The organism is Actinoplanes sp. NPDC026670 (genome assembly GCF_040638175.1).
Lineage (GTDB): Bacteria > Actinomycetota > Actinomycetes > Mycobacteriales > Micromonosporaceae > Actinoplanes.
Window position 1 is genome coordinate 1 of sequence record NZ_JBEZXU010000011.1, and the last position, 23,048, is coordinate 23,048.

21 protein-coding genes are annotated in these 23,048 nt (G+C 71.9%); 5 read left to right on the forward strand and 16 right to left on the reverse strand.

The window, feature by feature from the left end; all coding sequences use genetic code 11:
- Positions 1-196: 196 nt before the first annotated feature.
- The 3 genes from AB0E94_RS13190 to AB0E94_RS13200 all read right to left on the reverse strand — a co-directional run bounded on the left by AB0E94_RS13190 (position 197) and on the right by AB0E94_RS13200 (position 3,315).
- Complete coding sequence (locus AB0E94_RS13190) at positions 197-1,345, reverse strand: cytochrome P450 (protein WP_360325847.1); 1,149 nt, start codon at positions 1,343-1,345, stop codon at positions 197-199.
- Positions 1,346-1,468: 123 nt separating this feature from the next.
- Positions 1,469-2,497 carry a S1 family peptidase gene (locus AB0E94_RS13195; protein WP_360325849.1) on the reverse strand — a complete coding sequence of 343 codons (1,029 nt, stop codon included), beginning with the start codon at positions 2,495-2,497 and terminating at the stop codon, positions 1,469-1,471.
- A gap of 266 nt (positions 2,498-2,763) precedes the next feature.
- The gene (locus AB0E94_RS13200; RefSeq protein ID WP_360325851.1) at positions 2,764-3,315 is read right to left on the reverse strand and encodes a winged helix-turn-helix domain-containing protein; all 552 of its coding nucleotides are present in this window, start codon (positions 3,313-3,315) and stop codon (positions 2,764-2,766) included.
- 162 nt (positions 3,316-3,477) lie between these two features.
- Here AB0E94_RS13200 and AB0E94_RS13205 point away from each other — a divergent pair, with 162 nt between their 5' ends.
- A complete protein-coding gene (locus AB0E94_RS13205; RefSeq protein ID WP_360325852.1) occupies positions 3,478-3,960 on the forward strand; it encodes an NAD(P)H-dependent oxidoreductase in 483 nt (160 codons plus the stop codon).
- Positions 3,961-4,097: 137 nt separating this feature from the next.
- Here the strand turns inward: AB0E94_RS13205 and AB0E94_RS13210 are convergent, their stop codons facing one another.
- The 5 genes from AB0E94_RS13210 to AB0E94_RS13230 form a co-directional block, all read right to left on the reverse strand.
- Entirely contained in the window at positions 4,098-5,717 is a 1,620-nt protein-coding gene (locus AB0E94_RS13210) for a S8 family serine peptidase (protein WP_360325854.1), read from the reverse strand.
- 79 nt (positions 5,718-5,796) lie between these two features.
- Positions 5,797-6,423 (reverse strand): response regulator transcription factor, encoded by a 627-nt coding sequence (locus AB0E94_RS13215; RefSeq protein WP_360325856.1) that lies wholly within the window; start codon positions 6,421-6,423, stop codon positions 5,797-5,799.
- Complete coding sequence (locus tag AB0E94_RS13220; protein WP_360325857.1) at positions 6,420-7,565, reverse strand: histidine kinase; 1,146 nt, start codon at positions 7,563-7,565, stop codon at positions 6,420-6,422. The genes AB0E94_RS13215 and AB0E94_RS13220 overlap by 4 nt, the downstream gene beginning before the upstream one ends.
- Positions 7,566-7,570: 5 nt before the next feature.
- Entirely contained in the window at positions 7,571-7,996 is a 426-nt protein-coding gene (locus tag AB0E94_RS13225) for an ABA4-like family protein (protein WP_360325859.1), read from the reverse strand.
- On the reverse strand, positions 7,993-8,913 hold the full coding sequence (locus tag AB0E94_RS13230; RefSeq protein ID WP_360325861.1) for a hypothetical protein: 921 nt from the start codon (positions 8,911-8,913) through the stop codon (positions 7,993-7,995). Before AB0E94_RS13230 ends, AB0E94_RS13225 begins: the two co-directional genes overlap by 4 nt.
- A gap of 111 nt (positions 8,914-9,024) precedes the next feature.
- Here AB0E94_RS13230 and AB0E94_RS13235 point away from each other — a divergent pair, with 111 nt between their 5' ends.
- From AB0E94_RS13235 to AB0E94_RS13245, 3 genes are all read left to right on the forward strand, one after another.
- Positions 9,025-10,476: a hypothetical protein gene (locus AB0E94_RS13235; protein WP_360325863.1), complete on the forward strand. Its 1,452-nt coding sequence runs from the start codon at positions 9,025-9,027 to the stop codon at positions 10,474-10,476.
- The gene (locus tag AB0E94_RS13240; protein WP_360325865.1) at positions 10,473-11,021 is read left to right on the forward strand and encodes a nucleotidyltransferase family protein; all 549 of its coding nucleotides are present in this window, start codon (positions 10,473-10,475) and stop codon (positions 11,019-11,021) included. Before AB0E94_RS13235 ends, AB0E94_RS13240 begins: the two co-directional genes overlap by 4 nt.
- A gap of 186 nt (positions 11,022-11,207) precedes the next feature.
- Complete coding sequence (locus AB0E94_RS13245) at positions 11,208-12,011, forward strand: pectate lyase (RefSeq protein ID WP_360325867.1); 804 nt, start codon at positions 11,208-11,210, stop codon at positions 12,009-12,011.
- Between the two features lie 425 nt (positions 12,012-12,436).
- Here AB0E94_RS13245 and AB0E94_RS13250 read toward each other — a convergent pair whose 3' ends face one another.
- The 3 genes from AB0E94_RS13250 to AB0E94_RS13260 form a co-directional block, all read right to left on the reverse strand.
- The gene (locus AB0E94_RS13250) at positions 12,437-13,315 is read right to left on the reverse strand and encodes a DJ-1/PfpI family protein (protein WP_360325868.1); all 879 of its coding nucleotides are present in this window, start codon (positions 13,313-13,315) and stop codon (positions 12,437-12,439) included.
- A gap of 80 nt (positions 13,316-13,395) precedes the next feature.
- A complete protein-coding gene (locus tag AB0E94_RS13255; protein ID WP_360325870.1) occupies positions 13,396-13,980 on the reverse strand; it encodes an isochorismatase family protein in 585 nt (194 codons plus the stop codon).
- A gap of 73 nt (positions 13,981-14,053) precedes the next feature.
- Positions 14,054-15,628 carry a DUF6194 family protein gene (locus AB0E94_RS13260; protein ID WP_360325871.1) on the reverse strand — a complete coding sequence of 525 codons (1,575 nt, stop codon included), beginning with the start codon at positions 15,626-15,628 and terminating at the stop codon, positions 14,054-14,056.
- 58 nt (positions 15,629-15,686) lie between these two features.
- Here AB0E94_RS13260 and AB0E94_RS13265 point away from each other — a divergent pair, with 58 nt between their 5' ends.
- Positions 15,687-16,448: a MerR family transcriptional regulator gene (locus AB0E94_RS13265; protein ID WP_360326101.1), complete on the forward strand. Its 762-nt coding sequence runs from the start codon at positions 15,687-15,689 to the stop codon at positions 16,446-16,448.
- On the opposite strand, the gene AB0E94_RS13270 is transcribed toward AB0E94_RS13265, so the two are convergent.
- The 5 genes from AB0E94_RS13270 to AB0E94_RS13290 all read right to left on the reverse strand — a co-directional run bounded on the left by AB0E94_RS13270 (position 16,436) and on the right by AB0E94_RS13290 (position 22,285).
- The gene (locus AB0E94_RS13270; protein WP_360325873.1) at positions 16,436-16,846 is read right to left on the reverse strand and encodes a PRC-barrel domain-containing protein; all 411 of its coding nucleotides are present in this window, start codon (positions 16,844-16,846) and stop codon (positions 16,436-16,438) included. The genes AB0E94_RS13265 and AB0E94_RS13270 overlap by 13 nt on opposite strands.
- A 73-nt stretch (positions 16,847-16,919) precedes the next feature.
- Positions 16,920-17,846 (reverse strand): sugar kinase, encoded by a 927-nt coding sequence (locus AB0E94_RS13275; protein WP_360325875.1) that lies wholly within the window; start codon positions 17,844-17,846, stop codon positions 16,920-16,922.
- Complete coding sequence (locus AB0E94_RS13280; protein ID WP_360325876.1) at positions 17,843-18,478, reverse strand: bifunctional 4-hydroxy-2-oxoglutarate aldolase/2-dehydro-3-deoxy-phosphogluconate aldolase; 636 nt, start codon at positions 18,476-18,478, stop codon at positions 17,843-17,845. The genes AB0E94_RS13275 and AB0E94_RS13280 overlap by 4 nt, the downstream gene beginning before the upstream one ends.
- Before the next feature lie 45 nt (positions 18,479-18,523).
- The gene (locus AB0E94_RS13285) at positions 18,524-19,072 is read right to left on the reverse strand and encodes a hypothetical protein (protein ID WP_360325878.1); all 549 of its coding nucleotides are present in this window, start codon (positions 19,070-19,072) and stop codon (positions 18,524-18,526) included.
- 36 nt (positions 19,073-19,108) lie between these two features.
- Complete coding sequence (locus AB0E94_RS13290; RefSeq protein ID WP_360325880.1) at positions 19,109-22,285, reverse strand: BTAD domain-containing putative transcriptional regulator; 3,177 nt, start codon at positions 22,283-22,285, stop codon at positions 19,109-19,111.
- Between the last annotated feature and the right edge of the window lie 763 nt (positions 22,286-23,048).

Here is a 23,048-nt window from a genome sequence, read left to right on the forward strand (position 1 = left end):
CTCAACGCCTTCGACCTCGCTTTCGAAGGACGCCTCACCGCAGGCCGCAACTGACCTTCACCAACATCGAGTTACACCGTTTTCTTGACAGTCCCCACCACGGTCAAAACGCCCGCATTCCCATGGTCAGCGACGGCTCGTGGGCTCGGCGGTCCTGGTCGGGAGCCGGGGTGGGGTGGGGTGGGTTGCGGAGGGGCTAGGCGGCGAGGATCAGGCCCTTTATCTCGTAGGAGGCTATGTCGGGGCGGATCGTCACGGTGGGTTCCTGGATCATTCGGAGGCCGGGCATCGCGAACAACTTGCCGAGGAAGATGTCGGCCTCCTGGATCGCGATGTGGGCGCCCGGGCACTTGTGTGCGCCGTCGCCGAAGGAGAGGCCCGGACCGACCGGGCGGCCGGGGCAGACCGCGCCGGGCTGGCCGCCGGCCTCGGCCGGGTCCAGGTTGGCCGCGGCCACTCCCACCTCGACGCGGGCGCCGGACGGGATGGCCACGTCACCGAGCGCGACGTCGGCGGTGGTCCATCGGAGCAGGTCGCCCACGACGGGTTCGAGCCGCAGGATCTCGTGCAGGACGGCGACCCGGCCGGCCGCGTCGCCGGTGGTGTACTGCGTGCGCAGCGTCTCGTCGGTGAGCAGGTGCCAGGCCGCGACGGTGATGAACTCGCGGGTGGTGACCATGCCGGCGGCCGCGAACGTGACGCACTCGCCGAAGATCTCGGGCAGGCTGCATCCCTCGTCGATCAGGTGCGAGATCAGGTCGTCGCGGCGGTTGCGGCGGCGGGCGGCGACGGCCGGGCGGACGTCCCGCCAGAGGAACGACAGCAGGACGAAGTTGTTGAACGCCTTCTGCCGGACCGCCGACAGCCCGCGCGCGTCCGGGTCGGGGATGGCGAAGAACCTGTCGAGCCGCTGGGGCATCCCGGGTCCGCTCTCGGTGAGTCCGACCACTTCGGCGGCGACCGCGACGGCGAGCTGGAAGGAGAGCGCCGACAGGTCGGCCGCCCCACGCCGGCGCAGCACCTCGCACTGCTGGTCGGCGAGCCGGTGCATGAGGTCCTGATAGGCCGATTCGACCCGTTTCGGGGTGAAGTAGCGGGCGGTCTGGCGCCGCTGTTCGCGGTGTTCCGGCCCGTCCCGGTAGAGCATCGGGAGCCGCATCCGGTGCTGGTGGCGCAGCGCGTTCTCGATGCCGAGACCGGCCTGCCGGGTGTCGGTGTGCCGCAGGAACTGCCGTGCGGTGGCGTAGTCCTGGATGTGCCAGACGCCGTCGTCGCCGACCCGGACGGGACAGCCCGGCGCCTTGGCACCCCGGTGCACCTTGCGGCTGTTGTTCACTGTGGTCATTCATCGATTGTGATACACGACACCCGCCCCCGATCAAGTGGATCGGGGGCGGGTGTCCGTATCGGCCCGGCCCTGTTCGGAGAGCTCACGGAGTGGGCGTCACCGCCGGGCCGCAGGTGTGTGTCAGAAGACCGAGACGCCGTACACGCTCAAGGCCTCGACGACCGGCTGGAAGTAGGTGACGCCACCGCTGGTGCAGTTGCCACTGCCGCCCGAGGTCAGGCCGTGCGCGGTGGTGCCGGAGTAGAGCGAGCCGCCGCTGTCGCCGGGCTCGGCGCAGACGGTGGTGCGGATCAGGCCGGAGACCGAGCCCTCGGCGTAGTTCACCGTGCTGTTGAGCGCGGTGACCCGGCCGGAGCGGGTGCCGGTGGTGGAGCCACGGCGGGTGACGGTCGCGCCGACGGCCGGGGTGGCCGCCGAGGTGATGTCGACCGAGGTGCCGACGCCGCCGGTCTTGGTGATCGTCGTGTTGGTGTAGCGGACGATGCCGTAGTCGTTGCCCGGGAAGCTGGAGCCGGCCCGGGTGCCGAGCGTGACCGAGCCGTTGGTCCAGGTCGACGAGATGTTGGTGCAGTGGCCGGCGGTCAGGAAGTAGTTCGTGCCGGCGCTGTTGCGGACGTTGAAGCCGAGCGAGCAACGGCCGCCGCTGGGCGCGTAGATCGCGTCGCCACCGGAGATGCGGAGGCTGAGCTTGCCGGGGACGCTCTCGATGCGGGCGGCGTCACCGAGCTTGGCGACGGTCGCCTCGACCGCGGCGAGCTTGGCGCCGGTGATGCTCTCGTCCACCGAGACGACGACCTGGTTGGTGACCGGGTCGACGGCGAACGCGGTGCCCGGGGTCTTCAGGTTGACCTTGAGGCTCTCGTCGGCGGCGGCCAGCGTGGCCCCGCTGCGGGCGACGTAGCGCGCGGTGGCGCCGGTGGCCTTCACCTCGGCGGCGGTCGCGGCGTCGGTCACGTTGACGACGAGGCGGCCGGCGGAGTCGATGTAGGAGCCGGCGTCACGGGCGCCGAGCCGGGCGTCGAGGGTGTTGGCGAGGGCGGTCGGGTCAGCGATCGGAGCGGCCGCGGCGGGGGTGGCGGCGAGTCCGCTTCCGACGAGGATGCCCACGGCAAGGCCGACGATCGGTCGGCGAAGCTTCGGGTTGAGCACGATTCCTCCCAGGGGGAACGGGTAGGGGCCGGTACGCCCGATCCGACGTACCGCGTGCTCGCAAGTATTTAAATCTCTCTATCAACTGGCAAGACGTGTGAACGATCACCGAACGGCGATCAACAAGGCTCTGAACAGCAGAAACAACCCTTGCATATCGCGAACCTATTACCCGTTCGGGATGAAGCCGGATGAAACGCAACCGGCCGGTGACCTCGGGTCACCGGCCGGCGCGACGGCTACATCGACACACGTGAACGGCCTGCTTACCGCTCGACGACGACGATCGGGGCGTCGTCGGCGAGCCGGTAGCCGAGGCCGTACACCGTGGTGATCAGCTCCGGGTCGTCGAGTTTGGTCCGCAGGCGGCTGACGTGCACGTCGACCGTGCGGTTGGTGGTGTGCCGGTGCCCCCAGACGTGGGTGAGCAGCTGCGAACGGCTGAACACCTGACGCGGGTGCCGGGCCAGAAACAGGAGCAGGTCGTACTCCAGGCGGCTGAGCTCGAGCAGCCGGCCGCCACGGAACGCGGTACGCGCCCGCGGGTCGAGACGGATCTCTGCGGCACCGCCGGCCGCCGGCACCGCGGACACGCCGTCCAGCTCGACCGCGGTGGCCGCACCGGCCGCGTCCACCAGCTCACGCAGCGCGGCGAGGACCCGCTCCCGGCCACCGGCCCCGCCCGCGATGCTGATCGTCAGGGTGACGGGGGCCTGGTCATCGTCCACTTGCTGCTCCGGCGGCGGATCGGGCACCGGCCGTAGCAGGACCGGGCGAGGGTACGTGGCGTGCGGGTGGGCGACAGCGAGAGCGGACACGGCTTACTCCTTCACGGTGGGTGGGGCAAGGATACATTTCCTATCAGTTAGATAGGCAGTGGCAGGCATCATATCCTCCGTGATGACAATTCCCTATCGGCTAACTAGGATATGGCTCACGCGCCGGGTCCTCGGCCGGCACTCCAGAGAGGTCGCACCGACATGACGGGAATTGTGGTGGTGTCCGGCAACCCCCGGGCCGGATCCAGGACGTCGACGCTGGCCGTTGCGGTCGGCGAGGCCATCGCCGAGCAGCTCGGCTCCCCGCAGCCGCACGTCGTCGAGGTCGGCTCGCTCGGCGCCGGCCTGCTCACCCCCGGCGACGAGGCCACCCGGGCCGCCGTCGCCGTGATCAGCGAGGCCAACCTGCTGGTCGTCGCCACCCCCACCTACAAGGGCAGCTACACCGGCGTGCTCAAGGTGCTGCTCGACCAGCTCCCGGCGCAGGCCCTGGCCGGCAAGCTGGCCGTCCCGGTGGTCACCGCCGGCGTCGCTCCACAGGCCACCGCCGCCGAGACGCTGCTGCGTCAACTGCTGGTCGAGCTGGGCGCCATCGTGGTCCGGCCGGGCCTTCCGGTGCTGGAGAGCGATCTGCCGGAGTCCACCGCCGTCGCACAGAAATACGCCGCCGCCCTCGACTGGTGAGGGCGACGGCGTATTCACGGCGTCAGCGGGTACGCCTGGCGCCACGTCGGTGAAACGGCGTCAGCGTGTGCGACTGGTGCCACGTCCGTGAAGCGGCGTCAGCGTGTGCGACTGGTGCACGCGTCGATGAAGCGGCGTCAGCGTGCGGTCAGCGTGTACGTCCGGCTGGCCGCCTGGTGCCACACATCGGTGAACCGGATGGTGAAGGTGTAGGTGGCGCCCGCCGGGCTGGTCGACAGGCCGCTCAGCAGGCCGTCCATCGACAGGCTCAGCCCGGCCGGCAACTCACCGGACTCCAGCGTCCAGACGCCGTCGCGGCTGTCGGCGAGTTCGAACTGCTGCTCGAACTCGACATCGTTGATCAGGTCGGGCAGCACCTCGGTCTGGATCACCGGCAGGTCGGCGGCCACCGGGATCACCACCCGCTTCGTCACCGCCTGCGGCACGTAGTCGGTGAACCGGACGGTCACCGTGTACCGGCCCGCCACCTCGGGCGTGCCGGAGATCACCCCGGACGAGGAGAGCGAGAGACCCGCCGGAAGGGCGCCGGAGTCGAGCTTCCAGCTGCCCCGGCGGCCGGCGGTCAGCGCCAGCTTCGTCGAGTAGGGCACGCCCACCCCGGCCTGCGGGGTCTGGCCGGTCGCGATCACCGGGGCCTTGGGCGGCGCCGGCACGAACAGGAGCCGGTTCGGTGTGCCGGCGCGGTCGGTGACCTTGCCCTTCGTCGCGTTCGCGATCAGCTTGGCCTGCACCTGCGCCGGAGTCAGGGCCGGGTTGGCGTCCAGGAGCAGCGCGGCCGCCCCGGCCACGTGCGGTGACGCCATCGACGTACCGCTGTATTTGGCTGTCGCGGTGTCGCTGGTGGAAACCGACGACTTGATGCCGACGCCCGGTGCGAAGAGATCCACCCCGCCTCCGTAGTTGGAGAACGACGCACGCCGGTCCTTGCTGTCGGACGCCGCGACGGTGATCGCCTCCGGCACGTCCGCCGGGCTGCTCAGCCGCGCGTCGGTGTCCTCGTTGCCGGCCGCCACCACGTAGGTGATGCCGGCCGCGATCGACTCCTCGACGGCCCAGTCGAGCGCCGGGCTGTAGCCGCCGCCCAGGCTCATGTTGGCCACCGCCGGCAGGTCGGCGTTCTGGGTCACCCAATCGATGCCGTCGACGATGTGCGAGATGTAGCCCTCGCCGTCGCAGTCCAGCACCCGGACCCCGACCAGCTTCACCTTCTTGGCCACCCCGTACGTGGATCCGCCGATCGTGCCGGCGACGTGCGTGCCGTGGCCGTTGCAGTCGTCGGCGTTCGAGTCGTCGCCGACGAAGTCGTAGCCGGAGACGGCCCGCCCGCCGAACTGCTTGTGGGTGGTCCGGATGCCGGTGTCGATGACGTAGGCGTGCACCGAGTCACCGTCGGCGGACGGCCGGTAGGTCTTGGAGAGCGACTTCCCACGCTGGTCGATGCGGTCCAGGCCCCAGGCCGGGTTCTTCTGGGTGCCGGTGAGCGCGACCTTGCGGTCCGCCTCGACGTGCCGGACCGCCGGGTCGGCGGCCAGCCGGCGCGCCTGGGTGGCGGTCAGCTCGGTGACGTAGCCGCGGAAACTGCGGAACTCACGCAGCAGACGGCCGGCGAGCAGGTCGGGCGCGCCATCCCGCAACGTGACGATGTAACGGCCGGTCGGCTCCTCGGCGGCAGCGTGCGCCGGTACCGGGGACACGATGACGGAGGCGGCCACCGCCGCGGCGATCCACTTACGCATGCCCGGGGTGATCGGTCGCCGGGCGCCCGCCTTGAGAAAAGCGTCGCCGGGCGCCCGCCTTGAGAGAAGCGTTGAGAAGTCAGGTCTGATGAGCGAGCAGGGCCAGGCGTACCCGATTGGGGCTCCCGGTCTTGGTCATCAGTGCGGTGATGTGGGTCTTCACCGTGGTCACGCCGATGTGCATCCGCTCGGCGATCTCGGTGTTGCTCAATCCCTCGCCGACCAGCCCGAGCACCTCCTGCTCACGGGCGGTCAGGCCGTCGACCCGGCCGCGGGGCTCGGGCCGGGCGTCGACCGCGCGGCGGACCAGCCGGCGCAGCACGTCCTGACTGAACGGGCTCTCCCCGGTCGCCGCCTGCCGGATGCCGTGCAGCAACTCCTCCGGCGGCGCGTCCTTGAGCAGGAACCCGCACGCGCCGGACTGGAGCGCCGGGTAGAGGTGGTCGTCGTCGCCGAACGTGGTGAGCACCAGCACCCGGGCCGACGGCCGGGCCGCGACGATCCGGCTGGTCGCGGTGATCCCGTCGACACCGGGCATCCGCAGGTCCATCACGATCACGTCGGGCAGCAGCCGGGCGGCCAGCTCGACCGCGGCCCGTCCGTCCCCCGCCTCACCGACCACCTCCATGCCGGGCTCGGCGTCGCAGAGCATCCGCAACCCGGCCCGGATCAGCTGCTGGTCGTCCACGAGCAGCACCCGGATCATCCCGGCAGCACCGTGCTCACACGCCATCCCTTCCCCTCCGGGCCGGCGGTGAGGGTCCCGCCCAGCACCTCGACCCGCTCCCGCATGCCGGTGATCCCGTGACCGCCGCCCAGCGGGACGTCCCGCGGGCCGGCCGGCGCGCCACCGTCGTCACGCACCGCCCACTCCACATCGGAACCGGACCGGGCCACCCGCAACGCGGCCGTGGCGGCCGGGCCGGCGTGCTTGGCCACGTTCGTCAGCGCCTCCTGGGTGAGGCGGAGCACGGCCAGGCCGCGCACCGCGTCCAGCGAGCCGATCGCCGGGTCGATCTCCGCCTCCACGATCACCCCGGCCAGGCGGGCCTTCTCCACGGCGCCGGCCAGCGCGGCGGGCAGGGCGGACGGTTCGATCGCGGTCAGGGCGGCGTCCCCGCGTACCCCATCCGGGTCTCGGAGAACCGCAACCAACTGCCGCAGATCGCTCAACGCCTCCGTCCCCGTCCGGTGAACGTCGTCGAAGACGGCGGTCACCTTCGGGTCGAGGTCCGGAAGGACGTGCCGGGCCACACCGACCCGCAGCACCACCGAGGCGATGTGGTGGGCGACCACGTCGTGCAACTCCCGGGCGATCGCGGCGCGCTCGTCGGCACGGGCCGCACGCTGCTCCGACTCGGCCCGGCGGGTGGCCTGGAGGCCGAGCTCGTGGGTGGTCCGGCCGACCACGCCGAGCAGGATCGGCAGCCCCAGGCTCGTGCCGAGCCCGACCATCGCCTCGGTCACGCTGACCCCCGAACCGGGCAGGCCGAGAATCAGATAGACCACGGTGACCAGCCCGGCGCCGGCGACGACCCACACGAACCGGGGCGCCCAGAAGGCCAGCTCCCCCAGCGCCCACGCGGTGCCGACCTGGTTGATGGTCGAGTCCTCGAGGACGGCCAGCGCGATCCCGAACAGCACGGTCTGCACCAGCAGGTTGATCGGCTGCCGCCGGTGCAGCAGCAACCCGGACGCGAACGCCAGCACCGCGAGCACCCACTGCGGCCCGGTCGGCGGCGTCTGGGTGCCGCAGACCACCAGCAGGTACGCCACCCCGCTGAGGATGAGCAGAATCATCCGCGGAAGCGTCTCCCGCGCGTTGAAGAGGCGGCTCGCCCAGCTCATAGCGGTCAGCCTAGGCGTTCGGGCCAGCGGGGTCGCACGGCGAGGTAGGCGGCCAGCCCGAGCGGCCCGAGCATGATGGTGAGGAACAGGATCGGGGCCATCAGCAGCACCGGGATCCCCCGTTCCCGGCTGTCCAGGTAGGACCAGCGGCCGACGAACAGGTCGAAGGCGATCATGTGGGCCCATCCGGCGGCCGCCCCGGCCGGGGCGCCGAGCAACTCGGCCACCCCGTCCAGGGTCGGGTTCGACACACTCGCCCAGACGTCTCCGAAGTCCGGGACGATCAGCGCCGCGTAGATGGCCACGATCGGCAGAACGATCAGCGGGCTGCGCACGATCCGGGTGGTCCACGACCATTTCGGCAGCAGGATCATCAGCGCCCAGAAGGGCGCGGCCAGCAGGAACGTCAGATCGAACAGGGTCTCGGTCACGCCCGGCTCCGGATCGCGGCGGTGCTCGCGACGGCGGTCACGGCCGCCACGGCGGCGAACGCGGCGAGGGTGAGCCCGTCCGGTTTCAGCAGCGGTTGCGCACGCAGCGCCTGCCAGGTCAGAAGCAGCACGAGTACGGCGTACGCGCTCCCGCCGATCAGCACAAGCCGGGCCCGTACCGTGTCGGCGAAGCGGGTCCACCGGGCGAGGCCGAAGGCGAGCAGCGGAATCGCCTGCAACGCGTGCAGCCCGACGAAATGGCTGATCCGCAGATCGCCGCCGGTGGTGCTCCATCCGGTGACCGGCATCGACGGCCCGCCGTCGGGTACGCCGACCGAGTGCGCCCCGATCAGCCCGCTGTCGGTCACCTGCGAGGTCATGATGAACGCGATCGCCATGCCGAGCAGCGAGATGCCCAGGCCGAGACGGATCGCGAACGCGGCCGGCCGGTCCGGGATCCGCTGCCGCAGCGCGACCACCGCGATCACCACCTGCGCGAAGAAGAGCACCATGATCGACGGGCCCATGAGGTTCCAGAGCGTCTCGTTGAGCGGCGTGCTCACGTTGTAGTGGCTGGTCGTCCCGCGGATCACCTGGGTCACGATGATCGCCAGCTCGACGACCGCCACACCGAGGATGACGACGCCGGCCCGTTCGGCGACACGGCTGCGGCGGGGCAGGATCGCCAGGATCCAGGCCAGGGTCCAGGCGTAGAACACGAACGAGACGGCGAACTTGAACGGCTTGAGCCAGATCGGGACGCCGGTGAGGATCCGGTCGTCGAAGAGGATCCCGCCCAGGGAGACGACGGCCAGCACCGCCGACGCGGCGGTCAGCCAGAGCAACGGCCGGTTCCAGCGGGCCGGGCTGCGCAGGGCGGGCAGGCTTCCCGCGGTGAGCGAATCGATGGTGGTCATGGGCTTACGTTCGCCCGTCCCGGCGCCGGAATCGTCCGTCCGGGGGCCGCATCGACGGCCGGACGAAGGAGGGCTTCTCCTCCTCTGGTAGGAGGCAGTGATACTGGCCCGGTGGATCACACCGCCCCCCTGATCAACTTCCCCTCCGACGACACCGGACGACGTTCCAGCACGGCGTTCGGCCGGACCGTGGTCGCCGACGCCCTGCGCAGCGTGGACCCGGCCGCCGCGGCGGCCGCCGAGCGCGAGACCGACTGGCGGCGCGGCTACCTGCGCCACTTCAAAGCCCTGGTGGAGGCCGGCCTCGCCGACGACGGCCGGGCCGGTTACGTGATCGCCGACGCCGGGCTGGCCTCGGTGCAGGCCCGGATCCGGTTCCGGCGCGACGACGGCGAGTTCACCCTGGCCCAGGCCCTGCTGGCGGCGCCGGAACGTCCCCTGGAGACGGTCGAGGTCAAGGGCGACGCGCGACCGGAGACCGAGGTCGTCCTGCCGTACCGGGGCGAGCTGCTGCGCGGTGACGCCCTGCTGCGCCGGCTGGACGCCTGGGTGGCCGGCGGGGTGATCGAGGAGTCGTGTGCCGATGCGGTCCGTGAGGTCGCCGGGTCGCCGGGCTGGCTCGACCTCAGCGATCAGACCCTGGTCGCGGCCGGGGCCGGCACCGAGATGGGACCGGTCGCGTCGTTCCTCGGCTGGGGCGGCACGGTCCTCGCCCTCGACCTGCCCCGGGAGGACCTGTGGCAGCGGGTGCAGCAGAAGGTGACGGCCGGGCGGCTGCTCGCCCCGGCCGGCGGCCCGACCCCCGGCGCCGACCTGCTCGGTGACCTCGGCGCGGTGGCGCAGTGGGTGCTCGGCTTCGACGGGCGGCTGATCCTGGGCAACTACGTGTACGCCCCGGGTGGCGCGTACCCGCTGCTCGCCGCGGCCGTCGACGCGCTCGGCACGCACCTGCGGCAGCACCGACACGACACGGCGCTGGCGTTCCTGGCCACGCCGACCGACGTCTACGCGACCCCGGCAGCGGCGGTCACCCACTCCCGTGCGCGATACTCCGCCCGCTCGGGCCGGGCCAGAGTGGGAGCCGTCGTGTCCGGGGGCCGGCTGCTGCGCCCCAACTACGTGCACGACGCGGCGCCCGGGATCAACGACAGTCTCGTCCCGCAGCAGGGGCCGAACTACGCGCTGGCCAAGCGCATCCACCGGTGGCGGTCCACGCTCACCCGGCGCGACGGGGTGGTCAGCTTCGCGGTGGCGCCGCCTACGCGTACCCGATCAGTGATCAGCAACCGTCTGCTCGCCGCCGCCTATGCCGGCGCTCATCTGTTCGACGTGGAGATCTTCGAGCCGGAGACGGCGAGCCGGCTGATGGCGCTGCTGCTGGTGCACCAGATCCGCAAGCCGCGTTCGGCGGCGCCGGCCGCCTGGGAGGACGAGGCGGTCGCGGCGGCGCACGGCGGGCTGTGGCGCACCGCGTACCACCCTCGGACGGCGCTGCCGCTCGCCGCGGTCCGGGGCCTGGCGCTGCCGCAGTCCGCCGGCCGGGGTCCGGAGCGGTCACGGTGACCACCGCGGGGCTGGTGCTGGCGGCCGGGGCGGGCCGGCGCTATGGCATGCCGAAGGCGCTGGTCCCGTACCAGGGCCGGCTCCTCGTGCAGCGGGCCGCGGCCACGCTGCACGAGGCGGGTTGCGGATCGGTGACGGTGGTGCTCGGCGCGGCCGCCGACGAGGTGCGGGCCGCCGCGCCGGACCTGCCGGCCACCGTGGTCAACCCGGACTGGGCGACCGGGATGGGCTCGTCGCTGCGGACCGGGCTGGCCGCGCTGGCCGGCACCGGCGCGACGGCGGCCGTGGTGCTGCTGGTCGACATGCCCGGGGTGTCGGCCGAGGCGGTCCGCCGGATCCTGGCCCACGCCGATCCCGCCGCCCTGGTGATGGGCGGCTACGGCGAACGGCGCGGCCATCCGGTGCTGCTCGGCCGCGACCACTGGGCCGGGGTGTCGGCGTCCGCGACCGGGGACCGGGGCGCCCGCGACTACCTGCGTGCGAACGAGGTCCGGGTGGTGCCGGTCGGTGACGTCGCCGACGATTTCGATATCGACGTTCCGTGACCGGACGGTAGCCCAAAATTACAGGCAACCTTTCCGCCGCAGGCGCACACTTAATCAGTGGAATGCATTTCTCCATCCATTTTCAATTCGCCGGTTAATTTATTGATTAAGCGAGTTGACAGGGGTTGGTAATGGGGGTCAGCATTTATCCCGTTCCCCCGATATCCCCCCTTGGAAAGGCCGATCGTGTTCAAGAATCTGCGGAAGCGGTGGCGTGCCGGAGTAGTGGCGATCACCGCGCTCGGACTGGGCCTCGGCGCAGTCGTCTACACGCAGGGCGCTTCCGCCGCGACCTGGCCGTCCGCGACCGGCACGGTGAAACTGACCGCGACCAAGGCGGTCTCCGGCACCCTCGACGGCGGCCTCAAGCGCTACGTCGGCAGCGGCGCGCTCGGCACCGACGACCAGGACGAGGGCCAGGACCCGATGTTCACCCTGGCCGACGGCGCGACCCTGAAGAACGTCATCATCGGCTCCCCGGCCGCGGACGGCGTGCACTGCCTCGGCTCCTGCACCATCTCCAACGTGTGGTGGGAGAACGTCGGCGAGGACGCGGCCACCTTCAAGGGCGGCTCCAGCGCCAAGTACACGGTCACCGGCGGTGGCGCGAAGGGCGCCGACGACAAGGTGTTCCAGCACAACGGCGGCGGCACGCTCACCATCAGCGGGTTCGCGGTCAGCGACTTCGGCAAGCTCTACCGCTCCTGCGGCAACTGCTCCACCCAGTACAAGCGGGCCGTCGTCCTGAAGAACATCGAGGTCACCGCCCCGGGCTCGAGCCTGGTCGGGATCAACTCGAACTTCGGCGACACCGCCACGTTCTCCGGGATCACGATCATCGGCGACAGCAGCAAGAAGATCTCGATCTGCGTCACCTACAAGGGCAACAAGACCGGCGCCGAACCCACCAAGGTCGCCACCTACAAGGCCAGCACCGGTGGTGACGGCACGAATTGCAAGTTCACCACCGCCAATGTGACCTACAAGTAATCGGTTCGCTGTTCCGCGGAGCGACCCCCCATCGCTATCCCCCCGCGTGAGCGCGAACCACCATTAAAACGGCCGGGCCCGGTGCCAGACGGGCCCGGCCGTTTATTTTGTACGACCTACGCAGAGTCACGTGCCATTCCGGAACGGGCAGTCGCCGGTCCGGATCGTGCGCACGCGCCGGGCCGAATGCGGCCCAAGACCGCGAGCCGTCGCCCACAGCGGTTATGCGGGGGCGATTCCCGCGCTGAGCGACGGCTGACGGTCTCCAGACCGACCCAGCCGTCGCCCAACAGGGGAATCACCCCCGCATAACCGCGCCCAGCGACGGCCGACGGCCTCCGGGCGGCATCGGCCGTCGCCCAACACGGGAATCGCCCGTCCAGAACCGCTGTGGGCGACGGCTCGCGGTCTTGGGCGGCGCCGGGTCAGCGGGAGCGTAGGCGGCGGAGCATCCGGGCGTCGGTGAAACCGACGGTTCGGGCGGCGGACTCGGTGGTCGAGCCGTGGCCGATCAGGTATTCGGCTCGCTCGACCCGCAGCAGCTGCTGGTAGCGGAGCGGGGTGCGGCCGGTCGCGGCGCTGAACAGCCTGGTCAGGGTGCGTTCGCTGACTCCGGCGCCGGCGGCCAGGTCGGCCAGCGGCAGTGGCGCGGCGAAGTCCGCGTCAATCCGGTCCTGTACCCGGTGCACCACGTCACTGAGGTGGGCGCGGTGCCGGAGCATGGCGCTGTTCTGCTGTTCGTCGCCGTTGCGGCGGGCGTAGACGACCATCTCCCGGGCCACCCGGGCCGCGGTCGCCGGGCCGTGCCGCTGGGCGACCAGGTGCAGGGCCAGGTCGATGCCGCTGGCGATGCCGGCCGACGTGACCACCCGGTCGTCACAGACGTAGAGAACGTCACGGGTCACCGTCGCCTTCGGGAACCGGCGGGCGAACGCGTCCTGCAGGTCGTGGTGGGTGGTGCAGCGGCGGCCGTCGAGCAGACCGGCCCGGCCCAGAGCGTCCGCGCCGGCACAGACGCTGGCCACGGTGCCGCCGGCGGCGTGGTGGGCGGCGATCCGGTCCAGAGTGGCCGGGGTGAAGAAGCCGTAGCCACTGCGCCAGCCCGGGACCAGCAGCAGGTCGCCGGGGTCCAGGGTGGGCCACTCCAGTTCGGCGCAGAGCGGGACGCCCTGCCAGGTCGGCACCGGCGACGCCTCGGCCACGTAGTGCAGCCGGTAGCCCGGCGCGGTGGAGAACACCTGCGCCGGGCCGGCGAGGTCGAGCAGGTGCACCTGCGGCGTCAGCACGAACAGCACCCGGCTCACGATCCGGTCAACCTCCAGACAGCTCGTCCCGATCTGGTGAAATCCACAAGACCGACGGAAGGGGGCGGGCGGCGGGGCGGTCAGTTGCCGATGATCTCGGTGACTGTCTTTATCGTGGCGAAGCGGCCGGACAAGGCGTAGACGGTGCGGGCCGACACGTCCGCCGCTGACAGCGTACGGGGATCGGCCAGCAACTCCTCGACGGTCTGGCCGGCCGGGGCGGACGGGTGCGGGATCGGGTTGGTGGCGGTCGCGTCGATCGCGAACGTCACCTCATAACCCAGGTCGGAGGCGACCCGGGCGGTGGTCTCCACGCACTGTTCGGTCCGTAGCCCGCACACCGTGATCGAGCGGACCCCGGCCACCGTGAGCAGGTGCTGAAGGTTGGTCGTGGTGAACGCGTTGTGCACGGTCTTGGTCAGCAGCGGCTCGTCGGCGGCCGGGGACAGCTCCGCCATCACCCGCACGTATCCGCTGGCCGGGTCGAAGACACCGCCGGTTCCGGGTTCCGAGTGGACCACCCAGATCACCTGGTCACCGGCGGCGCGGGCGGCGTCCACGAGCTGACCCACCTTCTTGGCCACGTCGGGGTTGTCGGTCGTCGCCCAGAGCGGACGGGCACGGAAGGACTCCTGGACGTCGATCACGACGAGTGCGTTTGTCATACCTCGATCCAACGCCGCCGGCGCCGGGCGCAGAAGACACCATCACGCCCGGCACCGGAACGATCCGGTCAGCTCACCGCTGCCGGGCCGCCGACCGTTTGCGGGCCCGGTCCAGCAAGCGGGTCACCTCGTCGGCGGTGGCCGGGCCGGGGTTCACCACGCAGGCCCAGCCCTGCACCGCGTAGGCCGGGTGCGGCAGGAGCCGGTCCGGCTCGGCGAAGTCGATCTTCTCCTGGTGGGCGGCGAACTCCTCCGGGCCGTAGCCGAACAGGTTGCGGAACTCGTCCCGGCCGACCTCGATGTTGAGGCGGTGCCGGCCGTCGGCGGAGAGCGCGGACCGCTCGTCGAAGTCCGGGATGTCGTGCCCGACGATCGTCGCGAACGGGCGCATCCGGTCCTCGCCGGCGAAGAAGAAACGATCACCCCAGGTGTACGGCGGCATGTCGGAACCGGAGTCGATGCGGGTCTCGGTCACGCCCGGCAGGCCACTGATCCGTGCGGCCACGGCAGCGCCCGGCCCGTACCCGATGTGCAGGATCGCGTCGGAGGCAGTCACGATCCCGGCCTCCAGCGCGAAGTGCCCGAGTAACTCGTGGGTGCGTTCCCGCAGGTCATCACCGGCCGGAGGCGGGAAGACGCCGGTTTCCGGGCCGAGCCGTTCCTCATAGGTGCCCGGCTGCAGCGCGTCCAGGCCGACCTGCGCGCTGGCGCCGAGGCTGCCGGCCACGAACACGTAGCGGTCGCCGAGCAGGGTGGACACGATCGCCCCGGCCCCGGACCACTCGGCCGCGTAGTCGACCCCCTCCCAGTGGGTCTCCCACCGGCTCGGGCCGCGCTGGAGGTGCGTGTTGTGCGCGGCGACCAGGACCGGGCCACGGTCCCGCTCGGTGGCCACGATGTCGAGCAGGTTCTGGGCCATCAGCGCGTCCCGGGCCTGGAGCAGGCCGGCGACCCGCTCCGACTGGGTGCCCGGGGCAGCCATCGCCGCGTGGTACGTGAGCAGCCCGATCGCCGTCGACGCCAGCACCTTCGCGTGTCGCCAGGCGCGCGGGGAGGTCTCCTGGACGAGGCGGGGCGCGTGGCCGTACAAAATGGAATTTAAATCCTCCGCGAGTCCTCGCAGCGCGGCAGCCTCCGGTGACCGGCCGGGCGATCGCGTCGCGTCATACATGATCTCCGGGGCCGTCCAGCGGCTGTCGTCGCCGGCCAGGTCGTCGATCCCGGGCGCCTCGACGCCCAGGTAGTCGCGGAGTCTCCGCAGGTAGGAGGCGGGGCTCGGGGCGGCTTCGATCTCGGTCGGGGCGTCGAAGCCGTGGAACGTGATGCGTTCCGCCGCGGGGCGGGCCGCGTTGTGGGCGCGCAGCCAGTCGATCAGATCGCGGGTGGCCGGGTGGGCGCCCCAGCCGTGGCTGATGCCGGTGGCCAGGTCGAGGTCGTCGGTGCGGCTCTGCACGTAGTCGTCGACGGCGAGCGCGGCGGCCCGGTCCGACTCGATCGCGATCGAGCGGAAGCCCTCGCCGGCCAGGGTCTCGAGGATCCGGTTGCGGAGGCCGGCGAAGGCAGGTTCGCCGTGGTAGGGCTCGCCCAGGCCGAACAGGAGCGGGCGGCGCGCGGAGATCAGGGATCGCAGCTCGGTGTCGAAAGCCATGACCTCAACCGTATCGTTGAACCTGCGGTTGAAGCTTTCGGTGAAGCGAACTGGGGAGATCCTGCTGAAGTCTCAAAACGGGGTTCACCGGCCGGTGGATCTGGCGCGGGCGCACGGGCTGTCCGCGCAGGCGGTGCGCAACTACGAGGAGGCCGGGGTGATCCCGCCGGCCGGGCGCACGGCGAGCGGCTACCGGATCTACACCGACGACCATGCCGGCGCGCTCGCCGCCTATCTCGGGCTTCTTCCGGGGTACGGCTACCCGGCCGCCGGCGAGATCATGCGAGCGGTGCTCCGTGCCGATCTGGACGCCGCGCTCGCCGTGATCGACGCCGCCCACGTGCAGTTGCGCCGCGACCGGGACACCGTGACCGCGGTCGCCGCCGCCCTGGTCGAGACGCCGGCGCCGGGTCATCTCCCGGACCGGCCGGTCTCCGTCGGGACGCTCGCCCACCGGCTCGGGGTCACCCCGGCCACGCTGCGCAAATGGGAGCGGGCCGGGATTCTGGCGCCAGCCCGGTCACGCACCGCCCGGGTCTACTCCCCCGACGACGTCCGGGACGCCGAGCTGGCCCATCTGCTGCGTCGGGGCGGCTACCTGCTCGGGCACATCGCCACAGTGATCGAACAGGTCCGCGCCGCCGGTGGCCCCGGGCCGCTGGCCGCCTCGATCGCGCAGTGGCGGCAGCGGCTCACCGCACGCGGGCGGGCCATGCTCACCGGGTCGGCCCGGCTGTCGGACTACCTGGACACGCACGCCGCCCCGCCCGTGGGGGTTACGGGCGGGGCGGCGGTTTCAGGCGAGGATCAGCGAGGGTAGTCGCGGTAACTACCTGTGTAGTAGTCGCCGACCTGCTCCCGGTACTCCGGCGTCTCGAAGGTCTCCTTGTCGTACTCCGGAGAGCTCTTGATCTGCTCCTTCGTACGGTCCACGTACACCTTCCGCTCGTCGTGGTCGAACGTCTGGACCGTGCCGGCCGGAAGGAGAACCTTCGACCCGAAGATCCACGGCCCGGTGTCGACCACCAGGAACGAGCTGCCCACGTCGTAGCTGGCCTTGTCGATCGAGCCGATGTGCCCATCGGTGGCCTCGACCTTGTAGCCGACCAGGTCCACGCCGGTCGTCCCGTACTCCTCGGCGGCTTCCGCGGTCACCGGGTCACTGCCCAGCGGCGACGGCTCCCGCCACGTCCACGGTGTGAACGGCGTCGGTTGCATAACGGCCTCCTCAGATCGATGAATTCGCCGTTGTGAAACCGGTACCCGCTCCTTCCGCGACCTAACCCACGATTCAGCGGACGATGTCGCCGCCGGAGAGTGCGCCCAGCTCAGCGCGGTCGGGCAGGCCCTCACAATCACCCGGGACGGTGACCGCGAACGCGCCGGCCGCGATCGCCGTGCGCAGTCGCCGGTCCGCGTCCGCCCCGGCCAGCCGGTCGGCCAGATAACCGGCCACGAACGCGTCCCCGGCCCCGACTGTGTCGACCGCGGTCACCGTCAGCGCCGGGACCGCGTGCCGTTCCCCGTCGATCAGGGCCACACAGCCCCGCGCCCCGTCCTTCACGATCACCTCGGCCGGGCCCAGTTTCGCCAAACCGTCGGCCGGGTCGTCGGGGTCCACGAACAGGGCCGCCTCCTCCGGGGAGGCGAACACCACGTCGGCTCGGGACACCAGGTCACGCAGCACCGGGGCGGCGTCGTACACCGACCACAGCTTGCCCCGGTAGTTGACGTCCACCGACACCGGCACCCCGGCCGCGCGGGCCTCCTCGACAGCGTGGAACACCGCCGCCCGGCAGGTGTCGCTCAGCGCCGGGGTGATGCCCGTGACGTGCACGATCCCGGCCGCGGTGATCTCCGCGCGGGGCACGTCGGCCGGGGTCAGGCGGGAGCCCGCGCTGCCGGCCCGGTGGTAGTCGGCCTGGATGAACCGGCTCGACCGCTGGTAGCGGATCATCAGGCCGGTGTGCGCCTCGTCGGGGACGGCCAGGACGCGTACGCCCGCGGCGCGCATCCGGGCCGCGATCAGCGCGCCTGTCGCGTCCGGGCCGAGCCGGCCCAGCCAGGTCGCGGCCCCGCCGAGCCGGGCCACGCCGATCGCCACGTTGCTCTCCGCCCCGGCGACGCCCAGGGTGAAACCGCGGGCCCGGTCGAGGGGGCCGATGCCGTCGGCGACGAAGATCCCCATCGCCTCGCCGAGGGTGAGCAGGCCGGTCATGAGCGGGCGTAGGCCACGGCGTCGGCCGCGTGCCGGGCCCGGGCGGCCAGGGCGGTGAGGCTGCCACCGGTGGCGGCGTCGCCGATCAGCGGCCCGCCGACACCCACCGCGACCGCGCCGGCGCTCAGCCATTTCGCGATGTCGTCCAGGCCGATGCCGCCGGTCGGCATGATCTTCACGTCCGGCAGCGGTCCGCGCAGATCCTTGAGGTACCCGGGGCCGAGCCCGCCGGCCGGGAACAGCTTGATCAGCGGGGCGCCGGCCCGGTGCGCCGCAAACACCTCGGAAGGGCTGAACGCGCCCGGGTAGTACGGCACCGGCTGCGGGCCGAGACCCCCGACCGGCGACACCAGGAACGTGGCGCCTGCGCCGACGGCCGCCTTCGCGTCCTCCTCGGTGAGGATGGTGCCCGCGCCGATCACCACGGTGTCGGGCAGCTGCCGCCGCAGGCCGGAGATCGCCTCCAGCGCGCCCTTCGAGGTCAGGGTCACCTCCAGCGCGGTGACACCGGCGGCGACCAGGACGTCGGCCACCGCGGAGAAACCGTCGGCGGTCGGCGCGCGCAGGACGGCGACGAGCCCGCTCTCAGCGATGGCGGCGGACACGGGATCGGGTGCGAGTTGATCGGTCACGGCCTCGATAGTGCCCGATGCAAACGTTTGCAGAAAGAGGGCGTCTCAGTTCTGATCAGTGAGCTCGGACGTACCACGCAGTTTGGCCCGCCCGTTCAGCGACGCCTTCGGCGGCGTCTCCACGATCCCCAGCTCGTCCCGGATCGCCGCCTCGAACTGCTGCATCACCAACGGCACCTGCGCCAGCAACTCCCGGAAGTGGGTCTGCGGCTGCACCCCGATCACCCCGGCCGGATTCATCTCACCGTGCAAACGCTCCAATTGCAGGTGTACGGCCAGCGCCGCGCTCCGCACCGGCCCGGAAGCCAGCAGGCGAACCGGCATCAGCGCCGGGCTGACCTGGTCCACGTAGACGAGCGCCGCCGGCGGTTTCTCACCGGCGTCGAAACTCGTCCGCAGCCGGTGTGTGGCGTGCTCGAACGCGGCAAGCAGCCGGATGTAGGCCTCCTTGCGCTCGTCATACCACTGCCGGTCACGGCGGGCCCGGGTCAGCAGGGCGTTGTTACGGGTGAAGACGAAATGCGCCGCCGCGGCACCGGCGAGTGCGAACACGACCGCCACCAGGGGCAGTCCCCACCACGGGATCTGAGACACCCGCTTACCGTATCGACCCGCGCGACGAGCGGCCTGTCAACCACACCCCTGGGCGAGCGCCACGTCGATGGCTCGGGCCGCCGCCTCGGTCGCCCGGGCCGGTCCGAGCAGCTCACCGTGCCTGCGGAGAGCGGCCACCCGCTCCGGGCCGAGCCGCTCGGCCACCGCCTCCCGGGCGCGCCGCAGCCGGGCCGCCTCCGCCGGGTACATCGCGGCCTCCGGGAGCGCCCCGTCCAGCTGGGCCGCCGCCTCGTCCGCACCGACCCGGGCCAGCAGCACCAGCAGATTACGCAGCGCGGCCGTGTGCAGGGTGTCGTTGCCGGCCCGCCGCCACAGGCGCAGCACCTCCCGGAACTCGGCCAGCGCCGGACCCGGCTCGCCGTGCCGGCTGCGCACCGCCACCGCCGCCGTCCCGGCCGCCGCCTGGAACAGCCTGTCGTCCACCGGCACGGCCAACTCGACCGCCTCGGCCAGCAACGCCAGCGCCCGCACCGGGTCGGTGTCGCCGAGCGCCTCGCCCAGCCCATACCGCGCCTCGGCCCGCGCGCTCGGATTGCCCGTCGCGTCGGCCAGCACCACCGCCTCACCGGCCGCTGCTGTCGCCTCCGTCACCCGCCCCGACCAGGCCAGCACCAGCGCCTCCCCGACCAGCCCGGACACCCGGTGCACCGGGTCGCCGCCCATCGCCCGGTAGTGCGCGAGCGCCGTCTCCGCCTCGCACGCCACCAGGGCCACATCACCGAGCACCTCGTGCGCGGGCGCCCCGGGTGGCTCGGCCCGCCCGGCCAGGTCACGGGCCTCGGCCAGGTCGCCACGGCCCCAGGCGTGGGTGGCCGCGGCGGCGAACGCGTCCGGGTGCGGCGGGCCGGCCAGGGCGGCGCGGCCCCAGGCCAGCACCTCGTACTGCTGGCAGCGGTAGCCGTAGCGGTACATGGCGGCGGCCAGCCGCACCCGGACGGCCGGCCTGCCCCGCGCGAACGCGAGCCGCAGGTCGGGCAGCAGACCGTCGAACTCCCGCACCGCGGCGGCCTGATCCGGCCCACGCATCCGCCTGTCGAGATCGACTGCGGCGGCGGTCATCGCCTCGGCGTGCCGCGCCTCGGTCACCGCCCGGTCAGCGCCCGGATTCTCCGACGCGTACGCCCGAACGGTCTCCAACAGCCGGAACCGCCCAGGGCCGTCCCGAACCACGAGCGACCGATCCACCAGCCCGGCCAGCAGCGCCGCGACCTGCGCCCGTGGCAGATCAGCCACCCCTCCGACACCACCCGCCCCCGCAACCGCTCCGGCGCCGGCGACTTCGGCTGCGGCTACTGCCTCAGCTGCGGCAACCGTGAATGTTCCGGCGAAGACGGCCAGTCTTCGCAGCAGGCCGGCCGACGGCTCGTCGAGCAGGCCGAACGACCACGCCACGACGGCCCGCAGCGTCCGGTGCCGGGGGTCGGCGCCGCGACTACCTCGGTTCAGCAGGTCGAGCCGGTCGTCGAGGCGGGCGTGCAACTCGGCCACCCCGAGCGCCGCCGCCTGGGTCGCGGCGAGTTCGATCGCCAGCGGCAGCAGGTCGAGTCGGTCGACGATCTCGCCGACCATCTCCGACTGCGGCGCACCGGCCCGTTCGCAGAACAGCCGCCGGCCCGAATCGACACTCAACGGCCCGAGCCGGAGCACCTGCTCGCCATCCACCCGGAGACTCTCCTGGCTGGTGACCACCAGCCGGACGCCGCGCAGCGCCGCCGCCAGCCCGGCCGCCGTCGCGAGCACGTGCTCACAGTTGTCCAGCACCACTATCCGGTGCCGGGCGGCCGCCGCGGCGATCACCGTGAACGGGTCGTCATTCGGCGTGACGCGGGCACCCACACCGACGGCGAGCGCCTCGACCAGGTCCTCTTCACGAACCCCGGCGGCATCCACCCAGGCGACCCCGGCCGCCGCCCGGACCGTCTCCGCCACCAGCCGCGTCTTACCCACCCCGCCCGGCCCGACGACGCTGACCAGGCCCGGCACGGCCAGCAGAGCCGCGAGCCGTTGCTGCTCCTCGGCCCGCCCGAGAAACGAGGAGAACCGCAGCGGCACACCCGAGCCGGCGGCGGCGCGAGGTGACGGGCCGGCGAGGGCCGCGGGCGACGTCACGAGGCCGGGCAAGGGCACGACGGGCGCTGTGCGGTCGAAGAAAGGCACGACCGGCACCGCAGAGGCGGGCAGAGGCGCATACGGCAGCACGGGCGCTGGCAGAGCCGTGGCCGGCGGAACGGAGGCAGGCAGAGGCCCGACCGCCACCGTGCGATCGGAGAAAGGCGCGACCGGCGCCGCAGGGGCGGCCGAAGGCCCGGCAGCAGAAAGGGGGCCGGCCGGAGGCACGGACGACGACGCGGCAGCAGGAAGGGGCATGGCCGGAGGCGCGGACGACGGCGCGGCAGCGGAAAGGGGGCCAGCCGGCGGCGCGGACGACGACGCGGCAACGGGAGGGAAGATGGCCGGCGGCCCGGACGGCGGCACGGCAGCGGGAAGGGGGATGGCTGGCGGCGTGGAATCGGGGAGGGGTGGGCGGAGGATCGTCAGCTGGGTCTGGCGCACTCGGGCGGAAGGGTCCAGGCCCAGGCGGTCGATGACCGCGTCGGAGTGCCGGCGCAACACCTCCAAGGCGTCGCCCCGGCGGCCGGCGGCGGTCAGCGCTGTGGCGAGGGCGACCGCGCCGTCCTCCCAACAGGGGTCCACGTCAGCCGCCGGCTGGAGCGCGGTGACGGCCGAGACAGCGTCGAGAGACGTGGCGTGGTGGACCAGCACCGTCCGGTACAGGCTGGTCAGGCGGGCGGCGGCGGACCGGAACGGCTCGCCGGGGAACTCTGGCAGCGGATCACCGCGCCACAGCGTGACCGCCTCGGCGGCACCGGACGGATCGCGGGCGAGATCTTCGAGGTGGAGGGCGTCGACGTGGGAGCGGGGCAGGTCGAGGCAGTAGCCGGCCGGGACGAGGGTGATCCGGCCCGGGGCGGCCAGGCGGGAACGCAGGCGGGCCACGTGTGACTGGAGACTGTTGCGGGCCGACGCCGGTGGCGACTCCGGCCACAGGGCGTCGACCAGCGCAGACAGGGCGACGGGCCGGCCGGCGCTGAGGGCGAGGGCGGCCAGGATGACGCGCTGGGAGGCGCCGGCGAGGACGATCGGACCGTCCTCGCCGTCCACCTCGAAAGGTCCCAGCAATCTCACCAGCACGAGAACGACGGTAGGGCCGTCCCCTGGGGCCGACGCAACCCGGAATCAGGGACCGGACAGACGGCGACACCGGATCGTCGAAAGACCTGGCGAAGATGTCGACGTAGACAGCGGGGCCGGACCGCCGAAAGGACCGGTATTGGAAGGCTCGTCAAGGCTTTCGCGGTATCCGCGGTCAATTCCTCTGCCATGCCGATGATTTCGCGCCCGGCCGGCCTTCCCTTTCTTCGGACTGTCGCACCGGTCACGCAGGCGACCGGGACACCGGGCTGGAATGTCGTGGTTGCAGAGGATTCGGCCCCGGCTGGCCTGGTAGATCTTGCACGGTTCTCCAGCTTCGCAGCGATCTTGCACGGTTCTTCACGCTCGACTTTCGCACTTTGTGAACCACTGCCCGGCCCCGCCTCCGCAGATCACACCGGTCGCGGACTTCAGCCCCGGCAGTATTGCGACTGCATGCCGGCCGACAGTGACGCAAGATCCATCGCTGCGGCAGGATCCGCCGGCGAGGACTCGTCCGCGTTCCCTGTTCCGGCGATGGCGGTGGTCAGCGCACACGTTGGCTGATCGTGATCGCTCATCGTCGCCCCGACAAAGGTAGGCGCACGCGCTGGGCCGATCGCGTGCGTTCATCCACGTTCCAGCGAAGACGTCGGCACACGTAACGCCAACGTGTGCTCCCGTCGTCGCAGCAACCTCCACGAGCCCGGCCGCGCAACCCCAAGGAGACCGCACCCGGTACGGCACCCACGCGAAAGTAGAT